Origin of the sequence: Burkholderia catarinensis, from assembly GCF_001883705.2 — a bacterium.
GTDB classification, from domain to species: Bacteria; Pseudomonadota; Gammaproteobacteria; order Burkholderiales; family Burkholderiaceae; genus Burkholderia; species Burkholderia catarinensis.
Genome location: NZ_MDEQ02000004.1, coordinates 277,720 through 302,096 on the forward strand (window position 1 = coordinate 277,720; position 24,377 = coordinate 302,096).

The 24,377-nt window shown below is 67.8% G+C and carries 22 protein-coding genes and 1 tRNA gene; 11 read left to right on the forward strand and 12 right to left on the reverse strand.

All coding sequences use genetic code 11. The annotated features are described in order from the left end of the window. Nucleotides 1–22 precede the first annotated feature (22 nt). Entirely contained in the window at nt 23–3,493 is a 3,471-nt protein-coding gene (gene mfd, locus BFF94_RS08480) for a transcription-repair coupling factor (protein WP_128842131.1), read from the reverse strand. Between the two features lie 108 nt (nt 3,494–3,601). Here mfd and ispD point away from each other — a divergent pair, with 108 nt between their 5' ends. Both ispD and ispF read left to right on the forward strand, forming a co-directional pair. After that, a complete protein-coding gene (gene ispD, locus BFF94_RS08485) occupies nt 3,602–4,312 on the forward strand; it encodes a 2-C-methyl-D-erythritol 4-phosphate cytidylyltransferase (protein ID WP_219139206.1) in 711 nt (236 codons plus the stop codon). Nucleotides 4,313–4,340: 28 nt separating this feature from the next. Then, nucleotides 4,341–4,826, forward strand: a complete 486-nt coding sequence (gene ispF, locus BFF94_RS08490; RefSeq protein ID WP_128842130.1) for a 2-C-methyl-D-erythritol 2,4-cyclodiphosphate synthase — start codon at nt 4,341–4,343, stop codon at nt 4,824–4,826. Between the two features lie 135 nt (nt 4,827–4,961). Here ispF and BFF94_RS08495 read toward each other — a convergent pair whose 3' ends face one another. The 4 genes from BFF94_RS08495 to ompR all read right to left on the reverse strand — a co-directional run bounded on the left by BFF94_RS08495 (nt 4,962) and on the right by ompR (nt 8,439). Then, entirely contained in the window at nt 4,962–5,489 is a 528-nt protein-coding gene (locus tag BFF94_RS08495) for a carboxymuconolactone decarboxylase family protein (RefSeq protein WP_128842129.1), read from the reverse strand. 76 nt (nt 5,490–5,565) lie between these two features. Then, a complete protein-coding gene (locus BFF94_RS08500; protein WP_096471153.1) occupies nt 5,566–6,114 on the reverse strand; it encodes a peroxiredoxin in 549 nt (182 codons plus the stop codon). Between the two features lie 189 nt (nt 6,115–6,303). Beyond that, the gene (locus BFF94_RS08505) at nt 6,304–7,665 is read right to left on the reverse strand and encodes an ATP-binding protein (protein WP_128842128.1); all 1,362 of its coding nucleotides are present in this window, start codon (nt 7,663–7,665) and stop codon (nt 6,304–6,306) included. A 39-nt stretch (nt 7,666–7,704) separates the two neighbouring features. Beyond that, nucleotides 7,705–8,439, reverse strand: a complete 735-nt coding sequence (gene ompR, locus BFF94_RS08510; protein WP_006478565.1) for an osmolarity response regulator transcription factor OmpR — start codon at nt 8,437–8,439, stop codon at nt 7,705–7,707. A gap of 258 nt (nt 8,440–8,697) precedes the next feature. Between ompR and BFF94_RS08515 the strand changes: the two genes are divergently transcribed. The 3 genes from BFF94_RS08515 to BFF94_RS08525 all read left to right on the forward strand — a co-directional run bounded on the left by BFF94_RS08515 (nt 8,698) and on the right by BFF94_RS08525 (nt 11,901). After that, nucleotides 8,698–8,976: a hypothetical protein gene (locus BFF94_RS08515; RefSeq protein WP_128842126.1), complete on the forward strand. Its 279-nt coding sequence runs from the start codon at nt 8,698–8,700 to the stop codon at nt 8,974–8,976. A 134-nt stretch (nt 8,977–9,110) separates the two neighbouring features. Continuing rightward, nucleotides 9,111–10,613 (forward strand): DUF1800 domain-containing protein, encoded by a 1,503-nt coding sequence (locus BFF94_RS08520; RefSeq protein ID WP_219139207.1) that lies wholly within the window; start codon nt 9,111–9,113, stop codon nt 10,611–10,613. Between the two features lie 67 nt (nt 10,614–10,680). Next, nucleotides 10,681–11,901, forward strand: coding sequence for a DUF1501 domain-containing protein (locus tag BFF94_RS08525; RefSeq protein ID WP_219139208.1), 1,221 nt, complete (start codon nt 10,681–10,683; stop codon nt 11,899–11,901). Nucleotides 11,902–11,911: 10 nt separating this feature from the next. Here the strand turns inward: BFF94_RS08525 and hpnD are convergent, their stop codons facing one another. Next, nucleotides 11,912–12,745, reverse strand: a complete 834-nt coding sequence (gene hpnD / locus BFF94_RS08530; protein WP_128841818.1) for a presqualene diphosphate synthase HpnD — start codon at nt 12,743–12,745, stop codon at nt 11,912–11,914. A gap of 237 nt (nt 12,746–12,982) precedes the next feature. Between hpnD and BFF94_RS08535 the strand changes: the two genes are divergently transcribed. Beyond that, a tRNA-Leu gene (locus BFF94_RS08535) sits at nt 12,983–13,069 on the forward strand. 194 nt (nt 13,070–13,263) lie between these two features. After that, the gene (locus tag BFF94_RS08540; RefSeq protein ID WP_128841817.1) at nt 13,264–13,557 is read left to right on the forward strand and encodes a hypothetical protein; all 294 of its coding nucleotides are present in this window, start codon (nt 13,264–13,266) and stop codon (nt 13,555–13,557) included. Between the two features lie 105 nt (nt 13,558–13,662). Here the strand turns inward: BFF94_RS08540 and BFF94_RS08545 are convergent, their stop codons facing one another. The 4 genes from BFF94_RS08545 to BFF94_RS08560 form a co-directional block, all read right to left on the reverse strand. Beyond that, entirely contained in the window at nt 13,663–13,893 is a 231-nt protein-coding gene (locus tag BFF94_RS08545) for a hypothetical protein (protein WP_006487995.1), read from the reverse strand. A 111-nt stretch (nt 13,894–14,004) separates the two neighbouring features. Further along, on the reverse strand, nt 14,005–15,114 hold the full coding sequence (locus BFF94_RS08550) for a histone deacetylase-like amidohydrolase (RefSeq protein ID WP_128841816.1): 1,110 nt from the start codon (nt 15,112–15,114) through the stop codon (nt 14,005–14,007). Nucleotides 15,115–15,130: 16 nt separating this feature from the next. Further along, nucleotides 15,131–16,339, reverse strand: a complete 1,209-nt coding sequence (locus BFF94_RS08555; protein ID WP_219139209.1) for an MFS transporter — start codon at nt 16,337–16,339, stop codon at nt 15,131–15,133. Between the two features lie 21 nt (nt 16,340–16,360). Further along, nucleotides 16,361–17,407 carry a porin gene (locus BFF94_RS08560; protein ID WP_128845945.1) on the reverse strand — a complete coding sequence of 349 codons (1,047 nt, stop codon included), beginning with the start codon at nt 17,405–17,407 and terminating at the stop codon, nt 16,361–16,363. 302 nt (nt 17,408–17,709) lie between these two features. On the opposite strand from BFF94_RS08560, the gene BFF94_RS08565 reads away from it, so the two are divergent. Beyond that, a complete protein-coding gene (locus BFF94_RS08565; RefSeq protein ID WP_219139210.1) occupies nt 17,710–18,855 on the forward strand; it encodes a helix-turn-helix transcriptional regulator in 1,146 nt (381 codons plus the stop codon). A gap of 100 nt (nt 18,856–18,955) precedes the next feature. Continuing rightward, nucleotides 18,956–19,954: a 2-dehydropantoate 2-reductase gene (locus BFF94_RS08570; protein WP_128845939.1), complete on the forward strand. Its 999-nt coding sequence runs from the start codon at nt 18,956–18,958 to the stop codon at nt 19,952–19,954. Nucleotides 19,955–20,124: 170 nt separating this feature from the next. Here BFF94_RS08570 and BFF94_RS08575 read toward each other — a convergent pair whose 3' ends face one another. Both BFF94_RS08575 and BFF94_RS08580 read right to left on the reverse strand, forming a co-directional pair. Beyond that, nucleotides 20,125–20,574, reverse strand: a complete 450-nt coding sequence (locus BFF94_RS08575) for a MarR family winged helix-turn-helix transcriptional regulator (protein WP_128845936.1) — start codon at nt 20,572–20,574, stop codon at nt 20,125–20,127. 62 nt (nt 20,575–20,636) lie between these two features. Next, nucleotides 20,637–21,806, reverse strand: coding sequence for a glycerate kinase (locus BFF94_RS08580; protein ID WP_219139211.1), 1,170 nt, complete (start codon nt 21,804–21,806; stop codon nt 20,637–20,639). A gap of 390 nt (nt 21,807–22,196) precedes the next feature. Between BFF94_RS08580 and tig the strand changes: the two genes are divergently transcribed. Together tig and clpP are read left to right on the forward strand one after the other, a co-directional pair. Continuing rightward, the gene (gene tig, locus BFF94_RS08585; RefSeq protein ID WP_128842788.1) at nt 22,197–23,543 is read left to right on the forward strand and encodes a trigger factor; all 1,347 of its coding nucleotides are present in this window, start codon (nt 22,197–22,199) and stop codon (nt 23,541–23,543) included. A gap of 140 nt (nt 23,544–23,683) precedes the next feature. Beyond that, nucleotides 23,684–24,337, forward strand: a complete 654-nt coding sequence (clpP, locus tag BFF94_RS08590) for an ATP-dependent Clp endopeptidase proteolytic subunit ClpP (protein ID WP_006496351.1) — start codon at nt 23,684–23,686, stop codon at nt 24,335–24,337. The last annotated feature ends 40 nt before the right edge of the window (nt 24,338–24,377 follow it).

Consider the following 24,377-nt stretch of genomic DNA (forward strand, 5'->3'; position numbering starts at 1 on the left):
CGGTGCAGCATTGCCGCGGCCGTCAGCGCGCCGCGGCCACCGCTCCCTGCTTCGGGCCGAGCGCGCGCAGCGTTTCCTTGATCGTCGACACGCGGATCGCGAGATCGGGCGAGCGCGTCTCGATACGCAGCTTGTCCTGTCCCGCGAGCTTGATGTGCCGGTGCTTCTGCACCATCTCGATGATCCGCATCGGATCGATCGGCGGATTCGGCTCGAACTGCAGCCCGATCGCGACCTCGCTCGCGTCGATCTTCACGATGCCGAGCGGCTTCGCGGCGATCCGCAGCCGGTGCGTCTCGACGAGCGCGTGGGCCTGCGGCGGCAGCTTGCCGAAGCGGTCGATCAGTTCCTCCTGGATGCCGTCGATCGCGTCGCCGTGCTCGCAGTTCGCGAGCCGCTTGTACAGCGACAGCCGCTCCTGCACGTCCGCGCAGTAATCGGCCGGCAGGATCGCGGGTGCATGCAGATTGATTTCCGTCGTCGCGGCGAGCGGGGCGGTGAGGTCGGGCTCCTTGCCGTTCTTCAGCGCCTTCACCGCGTCGTTCAGCATGTCCGTATACAGCTGGAAGCCGATCTCGTGGATCTCGCCCGACTGCTTGTCGCCGAGCACTTCGCCTGTGCCGCGGATCTCGAGGTCGTGCATCGCGAGATAGAAGCCCGAGCCGAGCTCCTCCATCTGCTGGATCGCCTCCAGCCGGCGCTGCGCCTGCTTGGTCAGCGCCTGCGGATCGTGGACCAGCAGGTATGCATAGGCCTGGTGATGCGAGCGGCCGACGCGACCGCGCAACTGGTGGAGCTGTGCGAGGCCGAACTTGTCCGAGCGGTGCATGATGATCGTGTTCGCGCTCGGCACGTCGATGCCGGTCTCGATGATGGTCGTGCACAGCAGCACGTTCGCGCGCTGCGCGACGAAATCGCGCATCACGCGCTCGAGTTCGCGCTCGTGCATCTGGCCGTGCGCGATCACGATGCGCGCCTCGGGCACGAGCACCTCGAGCTTCGCCTTGCGGTTCTCGATCGTCTCGACCTCGTTGTGCAGGAAATACACCTGGCCGCCGCGCTTCAGCTCGCGCAGCATCGCCTCGCGGATCACGCTTTCTTCCTCGCGGCGCACGAAGGTCTTGATCGCGAGGCGCTTCTGCGGTGCAGTCGCGATCACCGAGAAATCGCGCAGCCCTTCGAGCGCCATCCCGAGCGTGCGCGGGATCGGCGTCGCGGTGAGCGTCAGCACGTCGACTTCCGCGCGCAGCGCCTTCAGCGCTTCCTTCTGGCGCACGCCGAAGCGGTGTTCCTCGTCGATGATCACGAGGCCGAGGCGCTTGAACTGCACGTCCGACGACAGCAGCTTGTGCGTGCCGATCACGATGTCGACGCTGCCTTCGTTGATCTGCGCGATCGCCGCGTTCACTTCCTTCGTGGTCTTGAAGCGCGACAGCTCGACGATCCGCACCGGCCAGTCCGCGAAGCGGTCGGCGAAGGTCTGCGTGTGCTGCTCGGCGAGCAGCGTCGTGGGCGACAGCAGCGCGACCTGCTTGCCGCCCAGCACCGCGATGAATGCGGCGCGCAGCGCGACCTCGGTCTTGCCGAAGCCGACGTCGCCGCACACCAGGCGGTCCATCGGCTTGCCGCTCGTCATGTCGCCGATCACGGCCGCGATCGCCGCGGCCTGGTCGGGCGTCTCCTCGAAGCCGAAGCTTTCCGCGAATTTCACGTAGTCGCGCGGGTCGAGCGAGAACGCGTGGCCCTCGCGGGCCGCGCGGCGCGCGTACAGGTTCAGCAGCTCGGCGGCCGTATCGCGGATCTGCTGCGCGGCCTTGCGCTTTGCGCGCTCCCACTGGCCGGAACCGAGCGCGTGCAGCGGCGCGCTGTCGGGATCGGCGCCGCTGTAGCGCGAGATCACGTGCAATTGCGCGACCGGTACGTAGAGCTTGCTGTCGCCCGAGTATTCGAGATGCAGGAATTCGGTCTCGCCTTCGCCGAGATCCATCGACACGAGGCCCATGTAGCGGCCGATGCCGTGCTGCGCGTGGACGACCGGGTCGCCGATCTTCAGCTCCGACAGGTCGCGCACCATCGCGTCGACGTTGCTGGCCTGTTCCTGGCGGCGGCGTCCCGCGCGGCGGCCGAGCGCGCCGTACAGCTCGGTTTCGGTGACGACCGCGTAACCTTCGCCCGGCACCGCGAAGCCGTTCGACAGCGGCGCGACACCGAGCGCGAAGCGCTCGTCGCTCGCGAGCCAGCCCGCGAAGTGGTCGTTCGACGCGGGGCGCAGATGGTGTTCGGCGAGCAGTTGCAGGATCGTTTCGCGGCGGCCGGCCGATTCGACCGTCAGCAGCACACGCTTGGCCGAAGTTTCGACGAATGCGCGCAGCGACGCGAGCGGATCGTCGGAATGGCGGTCGACGGCGAGTTCGGGCAGCGCCGTCGCCCAGCCGCCGGCCGGCTGCGCGGGCAACACGACGCGCGCGAACGGCTTCGCGAACGCGAAGAAATCCTCGTCGGACAGGAACAGCCGCTGCGGCTCGAGGATCGGCCGCTCGCGATCGTGCGACAGGAACGCGTGGCGCTGCTTGGTATCGGCCGTGAAGCGGCGGATCGACGCTTCGAGATCGCCGGTGAACACCAGGTGCGCGTCCTGCGGCAGGTAGTGGAACAGCGTGGCCGTCTCGTCGAAGAAGAGCGGCAGGTAATACTCGATGCCGGCCGACGGCACGCCGTTGCCGATGTCCTTGTAGATCGGCGCGCGGCTCGGGTCGCCTTCGAAGGTCTCGCGCCAGCGGCTGCGGAACGCCGTGCGCGCGGCTTCGTCGAACGGAAACTCGCGGCCCGGCAGCAGCCGCACGTCGCGCACCGGGTAGAGGCTGCGCTGCGTGTCGGGGTCGAACGCGCGGATCGAGTCGACCTGGTCGTCGAACAGGTCGATCCGGTACGGCAACGGCGAGCCCATCGGGTACAGGTCGATCAGCGAGCCGCGCACGCAATACTCGCCGGGCCGCACGACCTGGCTGACGTGCTCGTAGCCGGCCAGCGTGAGCTGCGCCTTCAGCTTCGCCTCGTCGAGCCGCTCGCCCTGCGCGAACGCGAACGTGTACGCGGCCATGAACGACGCGGGCGGCATCCGGTACAGCGCGGTGGTCGCGGGCACGAGCAGGATGTCGCAGCGGCCCTCGCCGAGATCGTGCAGCGTCGCGAGACGCTCGGACACGAGGTCCTGGTGCGGCGAGAACGTGTCGTACGGCAGCGTTTCCCAGTCCGGCAGCAGGCGCACGCGCGCATCGGGCGAGAAGTAGCGGATTTCCTGCGAGAGCCGCTGCGCGTCGACCGCATTCGCGCAGATCACCGCGAGGAGCGGCACCTCCTGGCGGTTGTCGGCGAGATAACGGGCGATGGCGAGCGCGTCGGCGGAGCCATGCGCGCCGTCGAAGGCGAAACGCTGGCCGGGTTTGACGTAGGCAACGGGCGAGGCGAACGGGGTGGAAGCGTTATCTGGCATAGGGACGACAGGGGTGGCGTGCACGGGCGCAGCGCGGTGCGCCGGTCGAGACGAAAGACCTATTATAAAATCCGCTTCTCGATTTCATCTTTCCGGCGTTTTCCCTTCGTGACTTCCCGACTTTTCGCCCTGATTCCCTGTGCCGGCACGGGCAGCCGTTCCGGCTCGGCCGTGCCGAAGCAATATCGTACGCTGGCCGGCCGCGCGCTCCTGCATTACACGCTTGCCGCGTTCGACGCGTGCAGCGAATTCGCGCAGACGCTCGTCGTCCTCGCGCCCGACGATTCCCATTTCGACGCGCGCCGCTTCGCGGGCCTGCGCTTCGCGGTGCGCCGCTGCGGCGGCGGCTCGCGGCAGGCGTCGGTGCTGAACGGGCTGCTCGAGCTGGCCGAATTCGGCGCGACCGACCACGACTGGGTGCTCGTGCACGACGCCGCGCGCCCGGGTATCACGCCGGAGCTGATCCGCACGCTCGTCGCGACGCTGAAGGACGACCCGGTCGGCGGCATCGTCGCGCTGCCGGTTGCCGATACGCTCAAGCGCGTGCCGGCCGGCGGCGACGCGATCATCCGCACCGAGTCGCGCGACGCGCTGTGGCAGGCGCAGACGCCGCAGATGTTCCGCATCGGCATGCTGCGCGAGGCGATCCTGCGCGCGCAGCGCGAAGGGCACGACCTGACCGACGAGGCGAGCGCGATCGAATGGGCTGGCCATACGCCGCGCGTCGTGCAGGGCAGCCTGCGCAATTTCAAGGTCACGTACCCGGAAGATTTCGCGCTCGCGGAAGCGATCCTCGCGCGCCCCGCGAGTGCTTCCTGACTTTCACCCCATCTCAATCGGAACACGCATGGATTTCAGAATCGGACAAGGCTACGACGTGCACCAGCTCGTCCCGGGGCGCCCCCTCATCATCGGCGGCGTGACGATTCCGTACGAGCGCGGCCTGCTCGGCCACTCGGACGCGGACGTGCTGCTGCACGCGATCACCGACGCGCTGTTCGGCGCGGCGGCGCTCGGCGACATCGGCCGCCATTTCTCCGACACGGACGCGGCATTCAAGGGCGCCGACAGCCGCGTGCTGCTGCGCGCGTGCGTCGCACGCGTGCAGGCGGCCGGCTTCGCGATCCAGAACGTCGACAGCACCGTGATCGCGCAGGCGCCGAAGCTCGCGCCGCATATCGACGGGATGCGCGCGAACATCGCAGCCGATCTCGGGCTGCCGCTAGATCGCGTGAACGTGAAGGCGAAGACCAACGAAAAGCTCGGCTATCTCGGCCGTGGCGACGGCATCGAGGCGCAGGCCGCCGCGCTGCTGGTGAAGCAGGGCGGCTGACGCCCGGCCGTTGCGGCGCGCGGTTCGCGCCGCACGTCATGCCGCCGAAATGAAAAATGCCACGCGGATGCGTGGCATTTTCGTTGGAAGCGAGCGGTGCGCCCGGCATCGCTGCCGGGAGCGCGACGCAACCGCTTATTCGCCTTCGGCGGCGATGACCTGCGCGGCGGCGTTGATCACCGACACGATGCGGCCGACGTCGCGCAGCTGCGTGACGGTCATTCCCTGCTCGTTCTTCAGCAGCGCGTAGTGCGACTTAACGCAGAAGTGGCACTTGCCGACGATCGACGCGGCGAGCGCGTACATCTCGAACTTGCGCTTGTCGACGCCACCGTGCGTCGCATACGCGCCCATCCGCAGCTCGGCGCGCTGCGTCTTCAGGTCGGCGTCGTCGGCCATCTCGACATACGGATACCAGGTGTTGTTCATCCCCATCAGCGCGGCCGCCGTCAGCACGGCGTTCGTCTCTTCGGGCGACAGCACGCCGGCTTCGCGGATCGTCTTCACGAGCACGGTGCTCTTCGCCGCGATCGCCGCCGCCAGCGCGACGCCGACCGCGTCGGTGCCTTCGAGCGACGAGCGCGAGATCGTGCCGTCGAGGTTCAGGCGAATGTCCTTCGCGTAGTCGGGAATACGTGCCTTAATCGATTCGATGAATTCCATTGATATCTCCTATGGGTTGGCCGTTAAAAAAGCCCGCAGGCAAGACGTGCGCCGCGGGCTTCGTGCATCGATGCGCTTACAGCGTTGCGCCGCCGACTGCACGGTTGCACGGGCACAGTTCGTCCGTTTGCAGGCCGTCCAGAATACGCAGGACTTCTGCCGGGCTACGGCCGACGTTCAGGTTGTTCACCGAAACGTGCTGGATCGTGTTGTCCGGATCGACGATGAACGTTGCACGCAGGGCCACGCCGGCTTCCTTGTCGCGCACGCCGAGCTGGTCGATCAGCTCGCCCTTGACGTCGCCGAACGAGTAGTGGTTCAGCTTGTCGAGGTCCTTGTGCTCACGGCGCCATGCGAGCTTGACGAATTCGTTGTCCGAGCTGCCGCCCAGCAGGATGGCGTCGCGCTCTTCGAACTGCTTCGTGAGCTTCGCGAACTCGACGATTTCCGTCGGGCACACGAACGTGAAATCCTTCGGATAGAAGTAGATGATCTTCCACTTGCCCGGGAACGACGCTTCGGTGACGGTCTCGAACGCCGACTGGCCGTTTTCCTCGTGATTGTTGAAGCCCGGCTTCGCGGCTACGACGGTGAATGCTTCGAGTTTATCGCCCACGGTTTTCATGCGGATACTCCTGTATGAGTTGGGAAGAAGACTGAGTCAAGCTACCTCGGTGCTGCAACGATGGTGTGACAGCATGGGGCAAACTATAACACTATTAATAAAGCGCTTCAATAGATTTTGACTAACGATCTTCATAGTTTTTTTCAACCGGATCGATAGTGTGAAGTGCGGGAAGCGTGCGCGAGCGCGTCACGCAGTCGCACGCGCCTTGCCGGCGCCGGGGAATTCGACCGTGACTTCGAGGCCCGCGTCGGGGTTGCGGTTGCGCAGGCGCAGCGCGCCGCGATAGCGGCCGACCAGACGCAACACGATCGCCATCCCGAGGCCCGTGCCGTCCGCCTTGGTGCGCGCGGTGTCGACGCGGTAGAACGGCCGCATCACGAGCGGCAGTTGATCCTCGGGGATGCCGGGGCCTTCGTCGCTCACCGACAGCTCGACGCGCGCGTGCGACACGCGCGTCTCGAGCGTGATGCGCGAGACGCCGTCCTGCTTGCTCTGGCCGTACTTGCGCGCGTTCTCGACGAGGTTGCCGATCACGCGGCGCATGTCGGTCTCGTCGGCTTCGATGATCGCGCTCGGCGCGAGCCGCGTGCGGATCTCGACGCTGTCCTCGCCCGATACGCGCGCGGCGACTTCCTGCGCGATCGACGACAGGTCGACGGGTTCGGGCTTGCGCTGAGACGGGCGCGCGTAATCGATGAAGGCCGCGATGATGCGGTCCATCTGCTCGATGTCGTCGACCATCGCGTCCTTGGTCGCCTGGTCGGACGGGCTCATCTCGGTTTCGAGCCGCAGCCGCGCGAGCGGCGTGCGCAGGTCGTGCGAGATGCCCGCGAGCATCAGCGCGCGGTCGGCCTCGAGCTGTTCGAGGTCGCGCACCATCTGGTTGAAGCTGCGGTTGGTGTCGGCCGCGACGCCCATCCCGCGTTCGGGCAGCAGTTCGGGCGCCTGGCCCGAACCGACCTGGCGCGCGGCGAGCGCGAGCCGCGAGAACGGCCGGTTCACGAGGCTCGTGATGAACGCGGAGCCGAACAACGACAGCGCGAGCGCGAACAGCCCCCAGCCGGCCCACTGCAGGCCCGTGACGTTGTCGAGCTGGTCGCGGTCGAGCGCGACCCAGTAATCGTCGTCGTCGATCTTGAAGCTGATCCACACGCCGGGAATGTCGTTGACCGACTGCGCGATCACGGTATCGTCGCCGAGGCGGCTGCGGATATCGTGTTCGATCAGGCGGTTCAGCGATTCGTCGGGCTGCAGCTTGAACTTGTCGGTTTTCTCGCGCGGGTAAACGCGCACGCCCTCGTTGCTCTCGAGATCCTGGAGCAGCGCGCGCCGCAGATCGGGATCGGAATAGAGCAGGGCGGTGCGCGTGAGCTTCACGACCGCGACGAGCTGCAGCGCGACGCGCTGCGCACGCGGCTCGCGTTCGATTACGCGAAAGCTCTGGAACCACGCGGCGAGACTGACCGAGATCAGCAGCGCGATCAGCAAGAAGGTGCGCCAGAACAGCCCGCCGAACGCGAGCTGCAGGAGGCGCCGGTCAATACGCATGGGACGGGCCGTGGACGGGCGAAACCGGGAGGGAAAAGGTCAGGCGGCGCCGTCCGGGATGAACACGTAGCCGAGGCCCCAGACGGTCTGGATGAAGCGCGGGCTGCCCGGATCCGGTTCGATCAGCTTGCGCAGGCGCGAGATCTGCACGTCGAGGCTGCGGTCGAACACTTCATATTCACGGCCGCGTGCGAGCTCCATCAGCTTCTCGCGCGACAGCGGCTGGCGCGGATGACGTGCGAACACCTTCAGCACCGAGAATTCGCCGGTCGTCAGCGGAATTTCCTGGCCGGACTTCGTCAGCGTGCGCGTGGCGAGGTTCAGCGAGAACTCGCCGAACTCGAACACCTCGGTGGTTTCCGACGGCGCGCCCGGCAGTTCGGCCGGAGCCTGGCGGCGCAGCACTGCATGAATGCGCGCGACGAGCTCGCGCGGGTTGAACGGCTTCGGCAGGTAATCGTCGGCACCCATCTCGAGGCCCACGATGCGATCGACGTCCTCGCCCTTCGCGGTGAGCATGATGATCGGCGTGCGGTCGTTGCTGCCGCGCAGGCGGCGGCAGATCGACAGGCCGTCTTCACCCGGGAGCATCAGGTCGAGCACGAGCAGGTCGAAACGCTCGCGTACCCAGAGCTTGTTCATCGCGGTCGCGTTTTCCGCGACATATACGTTGAAACCCTGCTCGCCGAGATAGCGGCGCAGCAGGTCGCGCAGGCGCGGGTCGTCGTCGACGACGAGAATCTTGGAGGGGTTTTTCGTTTCCATGATCGGCATCTTATCGCGAATGGGAATTGGCGCACGGCTACGTATTTTCGTGCGTTACAGTCAGTTACAAAATTTACCCGTAGTGTCGCGCCGAGTAAAGGCAGGCTATATAGATTCCTTTACTCGAAGCCGAAATTCGGTAGATACTCCCCTGCACTCCATCTTTCATCTTTGCACACCCGAATTCCGCAGGGTTTTTCAAGTACCAGAGGTAGCCGGTTGCCGCGTGACGAAGGGAACAAATCGACCAAAGAAGCGAGGACGGTCATGCGATCTGCACGGATTGCACTGATGCTGACGATCGCGCTTGCCGGTCCATATGCGTCGAACTTCGCGTATGCGCAGCGCTCCGAGCAGGGCGCACCGTCGCGCAAGCTGCCGCGCGGCAAAGCGCCGCAGTCCGATCATGCCGCCGAGACGACGGTCCGTTCCGCCGTGCCCCCCGATCTCGAACAGCGCCGCCGCGACGGGCACATGACGCTCGAGGAGCGGCACCTGTTGCGCCAGCACATCGAAGACGCCGTTCGCGAGCTGTACAAGCGCTGACGCGCGCCGTCTTTCGCGCTGCGCGGAACACACCGCGCGGAAAGAATTCGTAGCACTTTTTCCGTCAACTTTCGCCTGCCGAATGCCGTTGTACCGGCATCCGCACCGCCGGTGCGTTCCGGGAGTCCATGACGATGAAAGCGAACGCTGCCGTACCGGCGCCGTCGCCCACCATGCAGTCGCCGCTCGACGCCGATGATGCGCTGTTTTTCCTGAGTCGCACCGGTTTTTCTCCCGCGCCCGCCGATGTCGCGCGCGTCGTCGGCATGACGCGCGCGCAGGTCGTGGCCGACACGCTCGGCAGTGTGCGCCGCGAACCCGTCACGACGTGGCCCGACTGGCTCGGCGAGCTGCCGCCGACGCGCGCGCAGCGGCAGGCGCTGACACCCGACATGCGGAGCGACGAGCAGCGCGAACGCAATCGCCGCTACGATGCGCTGCGCGCGGCCTGGGTCAACGAGATGGTCGTCACGCCGTCGCCGCTGACCGAGCGCATGACGCTGTTCTGGCACGGGCACTTCACGTCGGGGCAGGACAAGGTGCCTTACCCGCAGACGATGGCCGCGCAGAACGCGCTGTTTCGCCGCGAGGCGCTCGGCAACTTCGGCACGCTGCTGCACGCGGTCGCGAAGGATCCGGCGATGCTGCAGTATCTCGACGGCGCGAGCAATCGCAAGGGGCGCCCGAACGAGAATTTCGCGCGCGAGGTGATGGAGCTGTTCACGCTCGGCGAAGGGCATTACACGCAGTACGACGTGACCGAAGCCGCGCGGGCGATGACGGGCTGGACGATCGATCCCGATACGCTGCGCTTCGAAGCGCGGCCGGAATGGCACGATGCGGGCGACAAGACGATCCTCGGCGAAACGGGGCCGTTCGACGGCGACGGCTTTCTCGACATCCTGCTGAAGCGGCCGGGCACCGCGCGCTTCATCGTCGGCAAGCTGTGGCGCGAGTTCGTGTCCGATACGCCCGACCCGGGCGCACTCGATAGCGTGGCCGAACGGTTTCGCGCGAGCGGCTACGACATTCGCGTGGCGCTCGCCGCGCTGTGGTCGACCGACGCGTTCTGGGATCCGCGCAACCGCGGCGTGCTTGTCAAGTCGCCGGTGGAATTCGTCGTCGGGTCGGTGCGGCTGTTCGACGTCGCGTACGGCGATCCGCAGATGCTCGCGAACACCGTGCGCACGCTCGGGCAAAACCTGTTCTACCCGCCGAACGTGAAGGGCTGGCCGGGCGGCGCACTGTGGATCAACAGCACCACGCTGCTCGCGCGCAAGCAGTTCGTCGAGCAACTTTTCCGCGCGACCGAGACGGCCGGCATGCGCTCGCCTGCCCGTGCGGCGGCGCCGCCGCCGAACGCGCGTGCGCACGCGATGCCGGTGGTCGACACGGCGTCCGCCGCCGGCACGCGCGGCACGCCCGCGAAGCCGGTGCGCGGCGGCTTGCGTTTCGACCTCGAACGCTGGCTTGCACAGTATCGTGCGCGGCCGCAGGCGATCGCGGGATTGTCGACCGAGCTCCAGCTGCAGCACGCGGTGCTGCAGCTTTCGCCGGTCGCGGCGATCGATACGGATTCGACCGGCAGCGCGTATCTCGAGGCGCTGCTGATGGATCCGGCCTATCAACTGAAATGATGCAAACGACGACGACGCGGGAAGTCGCTGCGGCAAAGGTGCCGGGCGGCGAACCAAAGGATGCGCGATGAACCGACGTGATTTTCTGGCGCTGACGGGCGCTGCGGCCGCCGCCGGCGTGTCGCTGTGGCAAGCGCCCGCGATGGCGGCTGCCGCGACGCAGGCGGGACGGCAAGCGGCGGCCGGGTATGCGAACGTGCTGATTCTCGTCGAGCTGAAGGGCGGCAACGACGGCCTCAACACGGTGGTGCCGTACGCGGACCCGTTGTACTACCAGTTCCGGCGCAGCATCGGCATCAAGCGCGAGCAGGTGCTGCAGCTCGACGCGCACACGGGGCTGCACCCGTCGCTCGCGCCGCTGATGCCGTTGTGGCGCGACGGGCAGGTCGCGGTCGTGCAGGGCGTCGGCTATCCGCAGCCGAACCTGTCGCATTTCCGCTCGATCGAGATCTGGGATACCGCGTCGCGCTCGGACCAGTATCTGCACGAAGGCTGGCTCACGCGCACGTTCGCGCAGGCGCCCGTGCCGCCCGGTTTCGCGGCGGACGGCGTCGTGCTCGGCAGCGCCGAGATGGGGCCGCTCGCGAACGGCGCGCGCGCGATCGCGCTCGTCAATCCCGCGCAGTTCATCCGGGCGGCCCGGCTCGCCGAGCCGTCGTCGCTGCGCGAGCAGAACCCGGCGCTCGCGCACATCATCGACGTCGAGAACGATATCGTGAAGGCGGCCGACCGGCTGCGTCCGCGCGGCGGGATGCGCGAATTCAAGACGGTATTTCCGGCCGGCGCGTTCGGCACGTCAGTCAAGACCGCGATGCAGGTGCTGGCCGCCTGCGAGGCGTCCGGGCCCGGCACGCAGGATGGCGTCGCGGTGTTGCGCCTGACGCTCAACGGTTTCGACACGCACCAGAACCAGCCGGGGCAGCAGGCCGCGCTGCTCAAGCAGTTCGCGGAAGGGATGAGCGCGATGCGCGGCGCATTGATCGAACTCGGGCGCTGGAACCAGACGCTCGTGATGACGTATGCGGAATTCGGGCGGCGCGTGCGCGAGAACCAGAGCAACGGCACCGATCACGGCACGGCCGCGCCGCATTTCGTGATGGGCGGCCGCGTGGCCGGCGGGCTGTACGGTGCGCCGCCGGCGCTCGGGCGGCTCGACGGCAACGGCAACCTGCCGGTCGCCGTCGATTTCCGCCAGCTTTACGCGACCGTGCTCGGGCCGTGGTGGGGCCTCGACGCGACGCACGTGCTGCAGCAGCGCTTCGACACGCTGCCGTTGTTGAAGGCGTGATGCGTCAGGGTCAGCGCCGGCGCGCGCCACGCCACGTGACCCACAGCTTGCGGATCGGCGTCAGCGCGATGCGCTGGTGCAGCACCTGGTAGCCGTCGCGCTCGATTTCGTCGAGCAGCGAGCCGGCCAGTGCGATCTGCGCGCGCAGCGTGCGCTGCGCTCGGCGTTCGGATGCGGGGATCGCCGCTGCGGCGGCCGCAAGCGCTTCGCGCGCACGGGCCGTCTGGAATTGCAGCAGTTCGGTGAAGGCCGGGCTGTAGCGGCGGTTCAGCAGATCGGCCGCGGTCACGTTGTAGCGCTGCAGTTCATCGATCGGCAGATAGATGCGGCCGTGGCGCGCGTCGTTGCCGAGTTCCTGCACGAATTGCGCGAGCATCAGCGCGCGGCCGGCGTCCGCGGCCCATGGCTGCGGGTCGGCCGGGTTCGCCGCGCTTGCGCGCGCGACCAGCGACGCGAAGGTGCCGCCGACCTGCGCGACGTAGCGCTGCAGGTTCGCGAAATCGAGGTAGCGCGCCTGTTCGAGGTCCATCCCGTAACCGTTGACGAGCGTGCGCAACGCGTCGGTCTCGGCGGCGATCGCCGGATGATGCTGTGCGAGCGCCTTCGTGACCGGGTGCGACGGCTGCCCGTCGGCCAGCGCCGCGAGTTCCTTGTGCCACCACGCGAGCTTCGTGTGGCCGATGGTCGGGTCGCTGGTTTCCTTGACGGTTTCCTCGAGTTCGCGGCGCAGCGCGAACAGCGCCGTCAGGCGCGGCTGCGTGGCAAGCGGCGCCTGGCGCAGCGCGTAGTAGACGCTGGAGCCCGCGGGGGCGGCCTTTTGCTGACAGTAGTCGTCGAAGTTCACGGGCGGAATCGTGTGGGGGCGGGTTCGGGGGACACGCGGCGGCGTGGTGCCGAAACGTCGAGCGCGGCATTCTAGCACCGCTGCACGACGGGTGCCGGCAGGGCGAGACAAGGCCGTACGGATCGGGTAGAATCTCGCGCTCGCCTGATCGGGTGTGCCGGTTTTCAGGCCAGCACGATGTCCCGGGCGCGTGGAGAACGTATCTTGCGTGCCGCGCGGTCAGGCGACAGAAAATACGCGTGAGTGGCGAAATTGGTAGACGCACCAGGTTTAGGTCCTGACGCCCGCAAGGGTGTGCCGGTTCGAGTCCGGCCTCACGCACCAGAAGTCGGACGCGCCCCTGCCCGGGGCCGTTCACGAAAAAGCGCTGCCGGTCGGCTGACCGCAGCGCTTTTTTGTTGATGCCGGCTCCGCCGGGTATGCAGACCGCGCACAAGCCCGTACACGAAGGATCGAGCCGCGTGTAATATCGTGCTCACTTTTCATAGAAGAAGCACAATCACACCGCGGGGCCGCCGATGAAAAACACCGTACGTATCCCGATTTCCGTCCTGACGCTGATGCTGGTTGCGCCGGTATTTGCCAATACGCCTGCCGACAACATCGCATGGAGTGCCAAATCCGTGCAGACGGTTGCATCGCCGTCGGCGTGCTCCGCGTACTCGGGGCGGGTGGCGTCGAGCGGCGAGCCGCTGTCGACCGAGAGCGTGCTGAAAGCGCTCGGTACGTCGCTGGCCGGCGCCGCGCTGGGCGCCGTCGCCGGCGGATATCAGGGCGCAGCCCCCAATCCGTGCCCGCGTCCCGGCCTGTGACCGGCTCGCAAGCGAACCGCTGGGCTCACCGCTTCACCTGAAAACAAGTTCGATGACAAGCGCCGCGCGTCGCCCGACCGCGGCGCTTTGTCGTTTCCGGCGCGTTTACTCCCAGAAGCTCCGGATCGCGACCGCCACGATCACCGGCACCGAGAACACCAGCGGAATCGCGAAATACTGCGCTTCGCGATCGACGACCCAGCTATAGATCACCCACGCCGCGCCGATCGCGAACGTGATGAGGCCGACCGTCACGGCGGCGATGTTCAGGGCCAGCTTCGAAGGCTGGCGGCGCGTTTTGGCGTTGTCGTTGTTATCGCGCGGGGACGATTTCATCGGAAGAGTGCGGCCGTGGGCCGGAACAGGGGTAAAAGCACAGGAAACCCCATCCGCACGGATCGCGCAAGGGCCGGCGCGGGCCGGCCCGGTTTCATCGCTTCCCGCGCGTTACAACCCGAACGATGCCGCCAGTTCGTCGAGCAGTTCGCGCTGGAACGCGACGAACCGCTCGCCCGGCTGCTGCGAGATCGCGAGGTCGAGCATCGGATCGGCGACGTCGGTGCGAATGCCGGCCAGTTCCTCGACGATCGCGAGCCCGCAGAACGGTACATAGGCCTCCGAATAGCCGCCTTCGTGAACGATCGCGAGCCGCCCGCCGCAATGGCGCTGTGCGGCCTCCTTCACCGCGCGCGTCATGGACCGGTAGCTGTCGGTATGCAGCTGCATGCGCGCGAGCGGATCGACCGCGCTCGCGTCGAGGCCGCTTGCGACGACGATCAGCTCGGGCCGGAAACGCACCAGCGCCGGCAGCACGATCCGCTCGAACGCGTAGCGATACGCGTCGTCGCCGCTGCCCGCGAGCAGCGGCACGTTCAGGTTCGCGCCGACACCCGCGCCTTCGCCGCGATCGTCCGCGCCGCTGTAGCCGGGCGGGAAGCAGCGGTCCTGGTGCAGCGAGATGGTCAGCGTGTCCGGATCGTCGTAGTAGATCGACTGCGTGCCGTTGCCGTGATGGACGTCCCAGTCGATCACCGCGACGCGTTCGATGCCGTGCTTCGCGCGGGCGGCCTCGATCGCGATCGGGATGTTCGCCAGCATGCAGAAGCCCATCGGGCGGTCGCGCAGGCAGTGATGGCCGGGCGGCCGCGACAGCGAGAACGCATTGGCCGCGCGCTCGCCGACGACCGTATCGATCGCCGCGATCGCGAGGCCGGCCGACAGTGCGGCGATCTCGTAGCTGCCCTTGCCGAACGGCGCGAGATCGCCGAGGTCGCCGCCGTTCGCGTCGCTGAGGGCGCGGAACGCGTCGAGATAGTGCGCCGGATGAATGCGCAGCAGGTCGGCCGTCGAGGCCGGCGCGGCACCGCGCAGGTCGAGCTGTGCGGCCAGGCCCGAGGCTTGCACGAGCGACAGGAAGCGGCGCTTCGAATCGGGCGATTCCGCGTAGCCCGCGCTCGACGGCGGCTGGACCCACCCGCCGACCGGGAAGAACAGCGCGTGCGTGCCGCCGGTATGCCAGAAAGTGCGTTCGTCGGTGAAGAAGGCAGTGCGATTCATGGATGTGCGTGAGCTGTCACGGTTGGGAGGAAGCGGAAGGGTGTGCGCGGCGATCGACATGGCGCAGCGTGGCGAACGAGACGATCGCGACGGCCGTCGCGGCCGCGAACAGCGCGTGCATCGTGCCGCCGGCGTCGAGCATCAGCCCGGCGAGCAGCGGGCCGGCCGCGAGGCCGGCGCCGATCACGAAATTGAGCGTCGCGACGAGGCGGCCCGACGTGTCGATCTGCGCGACGGTCGCGAGGATGAACGGGAGCACGAACGTCCACGCGAACTTGAACACGAAGATCGCCGTGCTGTAGCCGCCGGCATGCCGCATCGCGGCGAGCGCGACGAGCGAGGCCGCGAGCAGCGCGTAGCCGGCCGCCAGCATCGCGCGCCGTGCAAGCCGGCCGCCCGCGCACGACGCGAGCGCCGCGCCGGCAATCCCCATCGCGCTCGCGATCGCGAGCACGTTGCCGGTCGACTGCGGATCGAGCCCGGCCTCGGCTGCGGCACGGCTCGCGAACGTCCATACGCTGCCGATCGCGAGATAGAACGTCAGCACTGCGCCGATCGCGAGCACGCTGAACCGCCGTGGCGTCTGCGTCGCGTCGCCGCGCGCGGTTTGCGCGGGTGCCGTTCGCGCGCCGAGCGACGACGGAAAGCCGCGCGACAGCGGCGCCGCGAGCAGCGCGAGCACGGCAAGCGCGACATACAGCGCGCGCAGCCCGAACGCGGCGAACACATGCGGCAGCACGAACAGGCCGATCGCGCCCGCGATCAACTGGCCGACGACCCACAGGCCGTACACGCGGTCGCTGTTCTTGCTCGTCGCCGCGCTCGTCATGCAGAGCACCATCAGCGAGCCGCCGCCGAGCGCGGTGACGGCGCGCAGCGCGAGCAGCGCGGCAAAACCCGGCATCCACAGCGCGGTCAGCAGGTTGCCGGCGCCGAACAGCGCGATCGCGAATGCGGCGACGCGGCGCGCGTCGACCCGGCCGAGCCACAGGTACGACGGCACGGTCGCGAGGCTGAACGCGCCGAGTTCGACGAAGAAGTAGGTGCCGATCTGCGACGCGGACAGCCCGAGCTGCGTCGCGAGCTGGCCAGCGACGGCCGGCGCCACGAGCAATAGCAGCGGCGTGATGGCCGCGAACACGACGAGCGCGACGAGCGTCGAGCGCGCGAAGGTCGACGTGCGGCCGTCGGGCGATAGTGCGGCATCCGGGGACAGGGTTTTCATGGCGGGATCTCGTTTGGGGGATCAGAACAGGTGGTACATGCCGACCATCGCGCCGAACTGCGATGCGCCGGCGAGCGGCGTCGGGTCGTATTCGTAGACGGTCTGCGAGCTCTGGCCGCTGTTGCGTGCGTAGCCGAGGTTCACGTACGCGACGGTGCGTTTCGACAGCGCGTAGGTGGTGCTCGCGATGAACAGCGTCGGGTGGCCGATCGCCGGCGTGTGCGAGTCGGTGTGGTAGACGCCCGCATTCAGGCCGATCCCGTTCGGTGTCAGATAGCGCGCACCGCCCCAGACGATCGTGCGCGCCGCGTCGAGGTCGCCTGTCAGTCGTTCGACGCCCGCATAGACGGTCAGCGGCAACGCGGCGAACGCATAGCGCGCGGCGAGCGTGCCGAGTTCGCGGCGCCGCGCCGACGCATCGTCGGCCCCCGACACGTCGCCGTGCGCCTGATGCAGCACCGCGCTGACCGACAGCCCGTTGCTCGTGTACTGGCCGCCGAGTTCGAGCACGCGTCCGGCGCGCGTATTGCCGGCGACGCCGGCCGTCGCGGCGAGTGCCTCGACGTCGAAGCCCGCGAACGTCGGCGACTGGTACTTGACCGAGTGGTCGATGAAGTTCGCGTTCATCGGCACGATCACGCCCTGGCCGCTGTACGACGCATACCAGAGCGGGTCGTAGAACAGCGTCTTGTCGAACAGCACGCTGAACTGCCGGCCGAGCGTGACGGTGCCGACAGGCCCCGCGATGCCCGCGTACGCGCCGCGGAAGAATGCATAGCCGGGCACGGTCGGGGTGCCGTCGTTGAGGTTGAGGCCCTGTTCGAGCTTGAACAGCGCGCGCCAGCCGCCGCCGAGATCCTCGTTGCCCTTCAGCCCGATCTGCGAAGGCAGGATGCCGTAGTTCTGCAACTGCACGGCCGAGCGGCGCCCGTCGGCGTGCGTCAGGTATTGCACGCCGGCGTCGAGCGCGCCGTACAGCGTGAGAGTCGACTGCGCGTGCGCGGCGGCGCTGCACGCGGCAAGCGTCGCGACGGCCGCGGCCGTGCGGATGAAGCGGGGTTTCGTCACGTGGGGTTCTCCATACCGTCCTGCACCGGTTTGTCGTTGGTGTTGTCGCGACGCAGTGTCCGCAGCGGTAAAACCTTCGAACAGTCGTACAGATGAACGGTGCGGAAAACCCGCGGTGCACGGCATGGACGCGGCACGATGCCGCTGCGCGCCGTGCTGCGGAGCAGCAACGTGCCGTGCACCGTTCAAATGGATGGGGTTGGCGCCCGTTCCGGCGCCGTGGCCCGTCAAAAAAGCCGATCGCTATAATCGGCCGGTGTCGTTGCGCACATCAGCAGCCCGATCGGGCAGGGGAGCGGAAGGTGAGGATCACGACCGATATCGGGCAGGATCTCGAGGCACTGCGCGCCGTGCCGGCCGCCATCGTGCTCGACGAATTCGCGTGGCCGCCGCAGCCGTCCCGGCGCGCCGATTTCGACGGCGTCACGCGTGGCGACGCGTCGCAGCGCGAACTCGGGCTGATGCTGCTCGACCTGTACGCGGTGGCCGCGCGGTCCGCCATCGGCGAATTCGAATGCCGCTTCTTTTCGCTGCTGCAGGCACTCGTTCCGTTCGATGCCGCATGGACCGGTGTCGCGACCCATGTGCCGACCGGCCCCGTGATGCACAACAGCTTCCTGTACCGTTTGCCGCATGCGTTTTTCAGCGACTGGAAGCGCGTGCGCGATTGCGACCCGCTTGCGCACCGCACGTCGCACGGCGCGCACGGTCGCGCGGTGCGGCTGTCGGTCGTCGAGCCGGGGCTCGATGCACGGTTTCGCGACTGGTGCGTGAAGTACGGCCTCGCGCAACTGATGTGCGTGTGTACGCTCGATCGCCGCTTCGGCCTGACGACGTTCATGTCGATCTACCGCCAGGGCCTGAATCGCCCGTTCAGCGACGACGATGCACGCCGTTTCGAGGAAGTGATTCCGCATCTTGCGGCCGCGCTGACGATCAATCGCGCCGTACAGCTCACGCGCGAGCGCGGCGAGACGGTTGCACCGGCGGCGCGCGCGCTGTGCGACAACTTCGGCGTGCTCCACCACGCCGATCACGGCTTCGACGATGTGCTGCGTGCCGAATGGCCGGCGTGGGCCGGCGCGCGCGTGCCGGAGCCGCTCGTCGCGCACCTGCGGCGCCAGTCGGGCCAGCCGTTCGTCGGCGACGCGCTGCGCATCCAGTGCGTGCCCGTCGCTGGGCTGTTCCAGATCGAGGCGCGGCCGCGCTCGCTGCTCGACCGGCTGAGCCCGCGCGAACTCGCGGCGATCCGCTATTACGGCGCCGGGCGTTCGCACAAGGAAGTCGCGCAACAGATGGCGATTTCGCCGACGACCGTGCGCCACTATCTGCGCTGCGCGTACCGCAAGCTCGGCATGCACGACAAGAGCCAGATCGCAGGCGTCCTCGGCGCGACGGGCGGCGCGGCCGACGACGAGCCGGTGGAAGCCGGCGGCGAGCCGCACTGAATCGCGTGCATGCGGGCGCGTCGCGCGCCGCCGCGAGAATGGTTGTGCCCGCAACCATTGAGCGTTATGCTCGTCAGCTCCCAGGAGACGGAATTCCATCATGAACGACACGAATTCAGGGTCGGTGCGCGCGGCGGTGGTCGGTGTCGGCGCGATCGGCGGATTGCTCGCGGCCGCGCTGTCGCGGGCCGGCATGACCGTAAGCGCGTACGCGCGCGGCGCGACGCTCGACGCGCTGAACGCGCACGGCGTGCGCGTGATCGACGAGGCGGGCGCGACATCGTCGGTTCCGGTGCGTGCGAGCGACGATGCGGCCGCACTCGGCGTGCAGGACTACGTGGTGATCGCGCTGAAGGCGCAGGCGCTGCCGGCGCTGGCCGCGCGCATTGCGCCGCTGGTCGGGCCGGACACCGTGATCGTCGCGGCGATGAACGGGCTGCCGTGGTGGTTCACGCACGGGCTCGAAGGGCCGATCGACGGCGTGCCGCTCGATGCGGTCGATCCGGCCGGCGCGGTATCGGCGGCGTTGCCGCCCGCGCAGGCGATCGGCTGCGTCGTGCACCTGTCGTCGAGCACCGATGCGCCGGGCGTCGTGCGCCGCGGGCGCGGCAACCGGCTGATCGTCGGTGCGCCCGATCCGCGGCTCGACATGGCCACCGCACGGTTCGCCGCAGCGCTCGCGGCGGGCGGTTTCGACGTCGAGTCGACGCCCGCGATCCGCGCCGAGATCTGGACGAAGCTGTGGGGCAACATGAACATGAATCCGCTGAGCGCGCTGACGGGGTCGACAGCCGAGCAGTTGCTCGACGATCCGTACACGCAGGGTCTCGCGCTGCGGATGATGGAGGAGGCTGCCGCGATCGGTGCGAAGCTCGGCCTGTCCACGGGGATGAGCGGGCCCGAGCGGATCGCGGTCACGCGCAAGCTCGGTGCGTTCAGGACGTCGATGCTGCAGGATTTCGAAGCGGGGCGCTCGCTCGAGATCGGGCCGATTCTCGGCGTGTTTCCGGAACTCGGGCGCAAGCTCGGCGTGCCGACCCCGTATTGCGACGCGGTGCTCGGGCTGCTGCGCCAGCGCGCGACGAACAGCGGGCTGTAGCGCGTGCGGGGCCGCTGCATGCGCGGCCTCGGGCCGGCGGCGAACGGCGATCCGTTCGCCATGCACGCTGCATGAAGCGAAGCGGGCCGCCCGCGTCGCTGGTCAGGCGGCCCGGGCAGCCCTTCGAATTCGCCGGATCGATACTGCCGGTGCCGAGCCCGTGCTGCGGCTCAGTCGTCCCGCTCGGTTGCGTGCGCGACGACCTTGTCGAGCAGCCGCTCGAACGTCTGGCGTTCGCTGTCGGACAGGCACGTGAGCAAGCCGTCGTTCCACTTGCGCACGATCGGCATGATCTTGCGATGCAGCGCGCGGCCGTCGGCGGTCAGCGCGATCAGCACGATCCGGCCATCCTCGTCGCTCGCGCTGCGCTCGAGCAGACCTTGGCGCAGCAGCGCCTCGGCCGCACGGCTCGCCTGGCTCTTGTCGAGGTTGGTGTGGCGTGCGAGATCCATGATCGAGAACGGACCGAAGGCGCCGACGGCGGCGATCACGCGCGCCTCGGGCAGCGAGATGTCGAGCTTGTGCCGGTACACCTCGCCGATCCCGCGGTCGGATCGCTTCGTGAGCGCGTGGAGGCGATAGGTCAGAAACTGATCGAGCCCGGCTTGACGGCCTTTCATGTCGAATCCTGAAGAAAAAGGGCGGGCCCGATTGTTCCTGTATCGCGCGCTCGGGTCAACGGTCAGAGTGCGCCGTACTTCAGGCGCGTCAATTGCTCCGCTTCGTTCGCGAGCAGGTTCGCCGCGTCGCGGATCGCGACGTCGAGCGTGATCGGCCCGGGAGCCGGCGAGAAGCAGCCGGAAAAATGTTCGGACAGGCGCGGCAGCGCGGCCGGGTCGACCGCACCCGACAGCAGCGACGCGGGCACGCCGGCGGCCTGAGCGTGCCGGCACGCGATGAACGGCGCCTTGCCGTGCAGCGTCTGCACGTCGGAGCGGCCTTCGCCGGTGATCAGCCAGTCGGCGCCGGCGAGCGCCGCGTCGAGCCCGACCTGCCGCGCGACCACCTCGGCGCCGGCTTCGAACTGCGCGCCGAGCATGTGCAGCGCGAAACCGAGGCCGCCCGCGGCGCCGGCGCCCGGCAGGTCGCGGCTACGACCAACGGAAGTCCCGGTGGGACGCCGGTCGAGCGCGGCTTCGAGCAGATCGGCGAAGCGGCCGAGGGCGGCGTCGAGGGTCGCAACCTGCTCGGGCGTCACGCCCTTTTGCGGGCCGAACACGGCGGTCGCGCCGTGCGCGCCCGTCAGCGGGTTGTCGACGTCGGACATGCCGACGAATTCCGTTTCCTTCAGGCGCGGGTCGAGCCCCGACGCATCGATACGCGCGATGTCGGCGAGCCGCGACGGCACGGGCTCGACCGGCTGGCCGTCGGCGTCGAAGCACTGCAGGCCGAGGCCCGCGAGCAGCCCGGCGCCCGCGTCGTTGGTGCTGCTGCCGCCGAGCGCGACGAAGAAGCGGCGCACGCCGTCGTCGAGCAGCATGCGGATCGCCTCGCCCATCCCGCGCGTGCTGCGCGCGTCGACCGGCACGCTCATGCCGACCGGATCGGTAATGCCGACGACCTCGGCCGTCTCGACGATCGCGGTGCGCGCATCGATCACGCCGACCGCCGCGTCGCGTGCCGCGAGCGACGCGCCGGCCACCCGCAGCGAGCGCCGCGTGCCGCCGCCTGCCAGCATCGCGTCGAGCGTGCCTTCGCCGCCGTCGGCCATCGGGCAGCCGCGCACGACCGCGTCGGGCCGGGCGCGGCGGATGCCGGTGGCGATCGCGTCCGCGACCTGCTCCGCGGAAAGCGAGCCTTTGAACGAATCGGGCGCGACGACGACGACAGGCGCGGACGGGTGTTGCGGCATGGTGTCTCCGGAAGGCGTGATTGGTGTGAGGAATGATGGCGCCGCGACGGCGGCGCACCCTCAATCGGAGCTTACAGGATGGCGGGCCCGCAGTGGATACGGCGTTCGGCATAGCGGCGATCCGCACGCGTTGCCGTGCACGGGGGCTGCCGACGCGGCGGGGACGCACCTGCGTCGAGCCCGATCTGGCGGTGCGAGGAAAATTGTTTGCTAGAATAGTCGATTCTTCCGGCCAAAGCCGTGCTCCGAGCCGCTTGCGCTAGCCATTCGGCGCGTGCAGGGATGGCGTGGCGCTCCGGCGCGGCGTGACCATGTGACGCACATCACGCTGCAGGCAGGTACGGCAAGGAAAACCCGATTCGCTCGAATAATTTTAGGACGATTGAAGCCATGGCTAACGTTGTTGAGAACCTCGGCAAGCTTGAACGCCGCGTGACGATTTCCCTGCCGAAAGACACCGTGCAGAAGGAAATCGACGCCCGTATCCACAAACTCGCGAAGAACGTGCGCATGCCGGGTTTCCGCCCGGGCAAGGTGCCGCTGAAGATGGTCGCGCAACAGTACGCGGGTCAGGTCGAGGCGGAAGTGCTGAGCGACAAGATCGGCCAGGAGTTCTTCACGATCAGCCGCGCGGAAAACCTGCGCGTCGCCGGCCAGCCGAGCTTCGAGCCGAAGCAGGAACAGGCTGAAGATGCATACGCGTTCGACGCGACGTTCGAGGTCTACCCGGAAGTGAAGATCGGCGACCTGGCGACGGCTGAAGTCGAGCGCTCGACGACGTCGATCGGCGACGCCGAAATCGACCGTACGCTGGACATCCTGCGCAAGCAGCGCGTGCACTTCCACGCACGCGGCGAAGCCGGCGAACACGGCGACGGCGGCGCGGATACCGCAGCCAAGAACGGCGACCGCGTGACGGTCGACTTCGTCGGCAAGATCGACGACGTCGCGTTCCAGGGCGGCACGGCCGAAGATTTCCCGTTCGTGCTCGGCGAAGGCCGCATGCTGCCGGAATTCGAAACCGCGGCGCTGGGCCTGAAGGTCGGCGAAGCGCGTACGTTCGATCTGAAGTTCCCGGACGATTACCACGGTGCCGACGTCGCGGGCAAGACCGCGCAATTCACGGTCACGATGAAGAAGATCGAGTGGCCGCACCTGCCGGAAATCGACGGCGAATTCGCGAAGTCGCTCGGCATCGAAGACGGCGACCTCACGAAGATGCGCGGCGAGATCAAGGAAAACCTCGAGCGTGAAGCGAAGCGCCGCACGCAGTCGATCGTCAAGAACCAGGTGATGGACGCACTGCTGAAGATTTCCGAACTCGACGTGCCGAAGGCGCTGATCGAGCAGGACCAGCAACGCCTCGTCGAAATGGCTCGCCAGGATCTGGCGCAGCGCGGCGTGCCGAACGCGAAGGACGCACCGATCCCGGCCGAGATGTTCGCCGAGCAGGCCGAGCGTCGCGTGAAGCTGGGCCTCGTGCTGGCCGAGCTCGTGAAGTCGAACAACCTCGAAGCGAAGCCGGAGCAGATCCGCGCGGAAGTCGACGAGTTCGCCAAGAGCTACGAAGACCCGAAGGAAGTGGTCCGCTGGTATTATTCGAACCAGCAGCGCCTCGCCGAGATGGAAGCGTTCGTCGTTGAAAGCAACGTCGTCGATTTCGTGCTGGGCAAGGCGAAGGTGACGGACAAGGAAGTGAGCTTCGAGGCACTCGCGAGCGCATCGGCGCAAGCGTAAGTGTCGCTCTAGCGGCGTGCCGGCTGTCGGAGCGACGGCCCGCACGCCGTTTTTACGTCAAGCGCACGGTTGCCATTAATATGGCGATTGAGCGGGCGGCTTCCTTCCGTTCAATTTTCCATTCGAACAAGGTTCATTGAATGATCACTCGCGCTGAATTGCTGGACATGCTTGCTTCGAACGCGCCGCAGGGGTTCGAGGCGCAAGCACTGGGGCTGGTGCCGATCGTCGTCGAAACGAGCGGCCGCGGCGAGCGTTCGTACGATATTTATTCGCGTCTCCTGAAGGAGCGCCTGGTGTTCATGGTCGGCGAAGTGAACGACCAGACCGCCAACCTCGTGGTGGCGCAATTGCTGTTCCTCGAGAGCGAGAATCCCGACAAGGACATCAGCCTGTACATCAACAGCCCGGGCGGGTCGGTGTCGGCCGGCATGGCGATCTACGACACGATGCAGTTCATCAAGCCGGACGTGTCGACGCTGTGCATGGGGCTCGCGGCCAGCATGGGCGCGTTCCTGCTCGCGTCGGGCGCGAAGGGCAAGCGCTTCGCGCTGCCGAACTCGCGCGTGATGATTCACCAGCCGCTCGGCGGCGCGCGCGGCCAGGCGTCCGACATCGAGATCCAGGCGCGCGAAATCCTCTACCTGAAGGAGCGGCTGAACAATCTGCTCGCGCAACACACGGGCCAGGACGTCGAGCGCATCGCGCGCGACACCGACCGTGATAACTTCATGTCGAGCGAAGACGCGAAGGCGTACGGGCTGATCGATCAGGTGCTGCTGAAGCGCCCGTGAGCTTAAGTGGGGTGCCGCCCCGATTTGCGCGGCGCCCCTG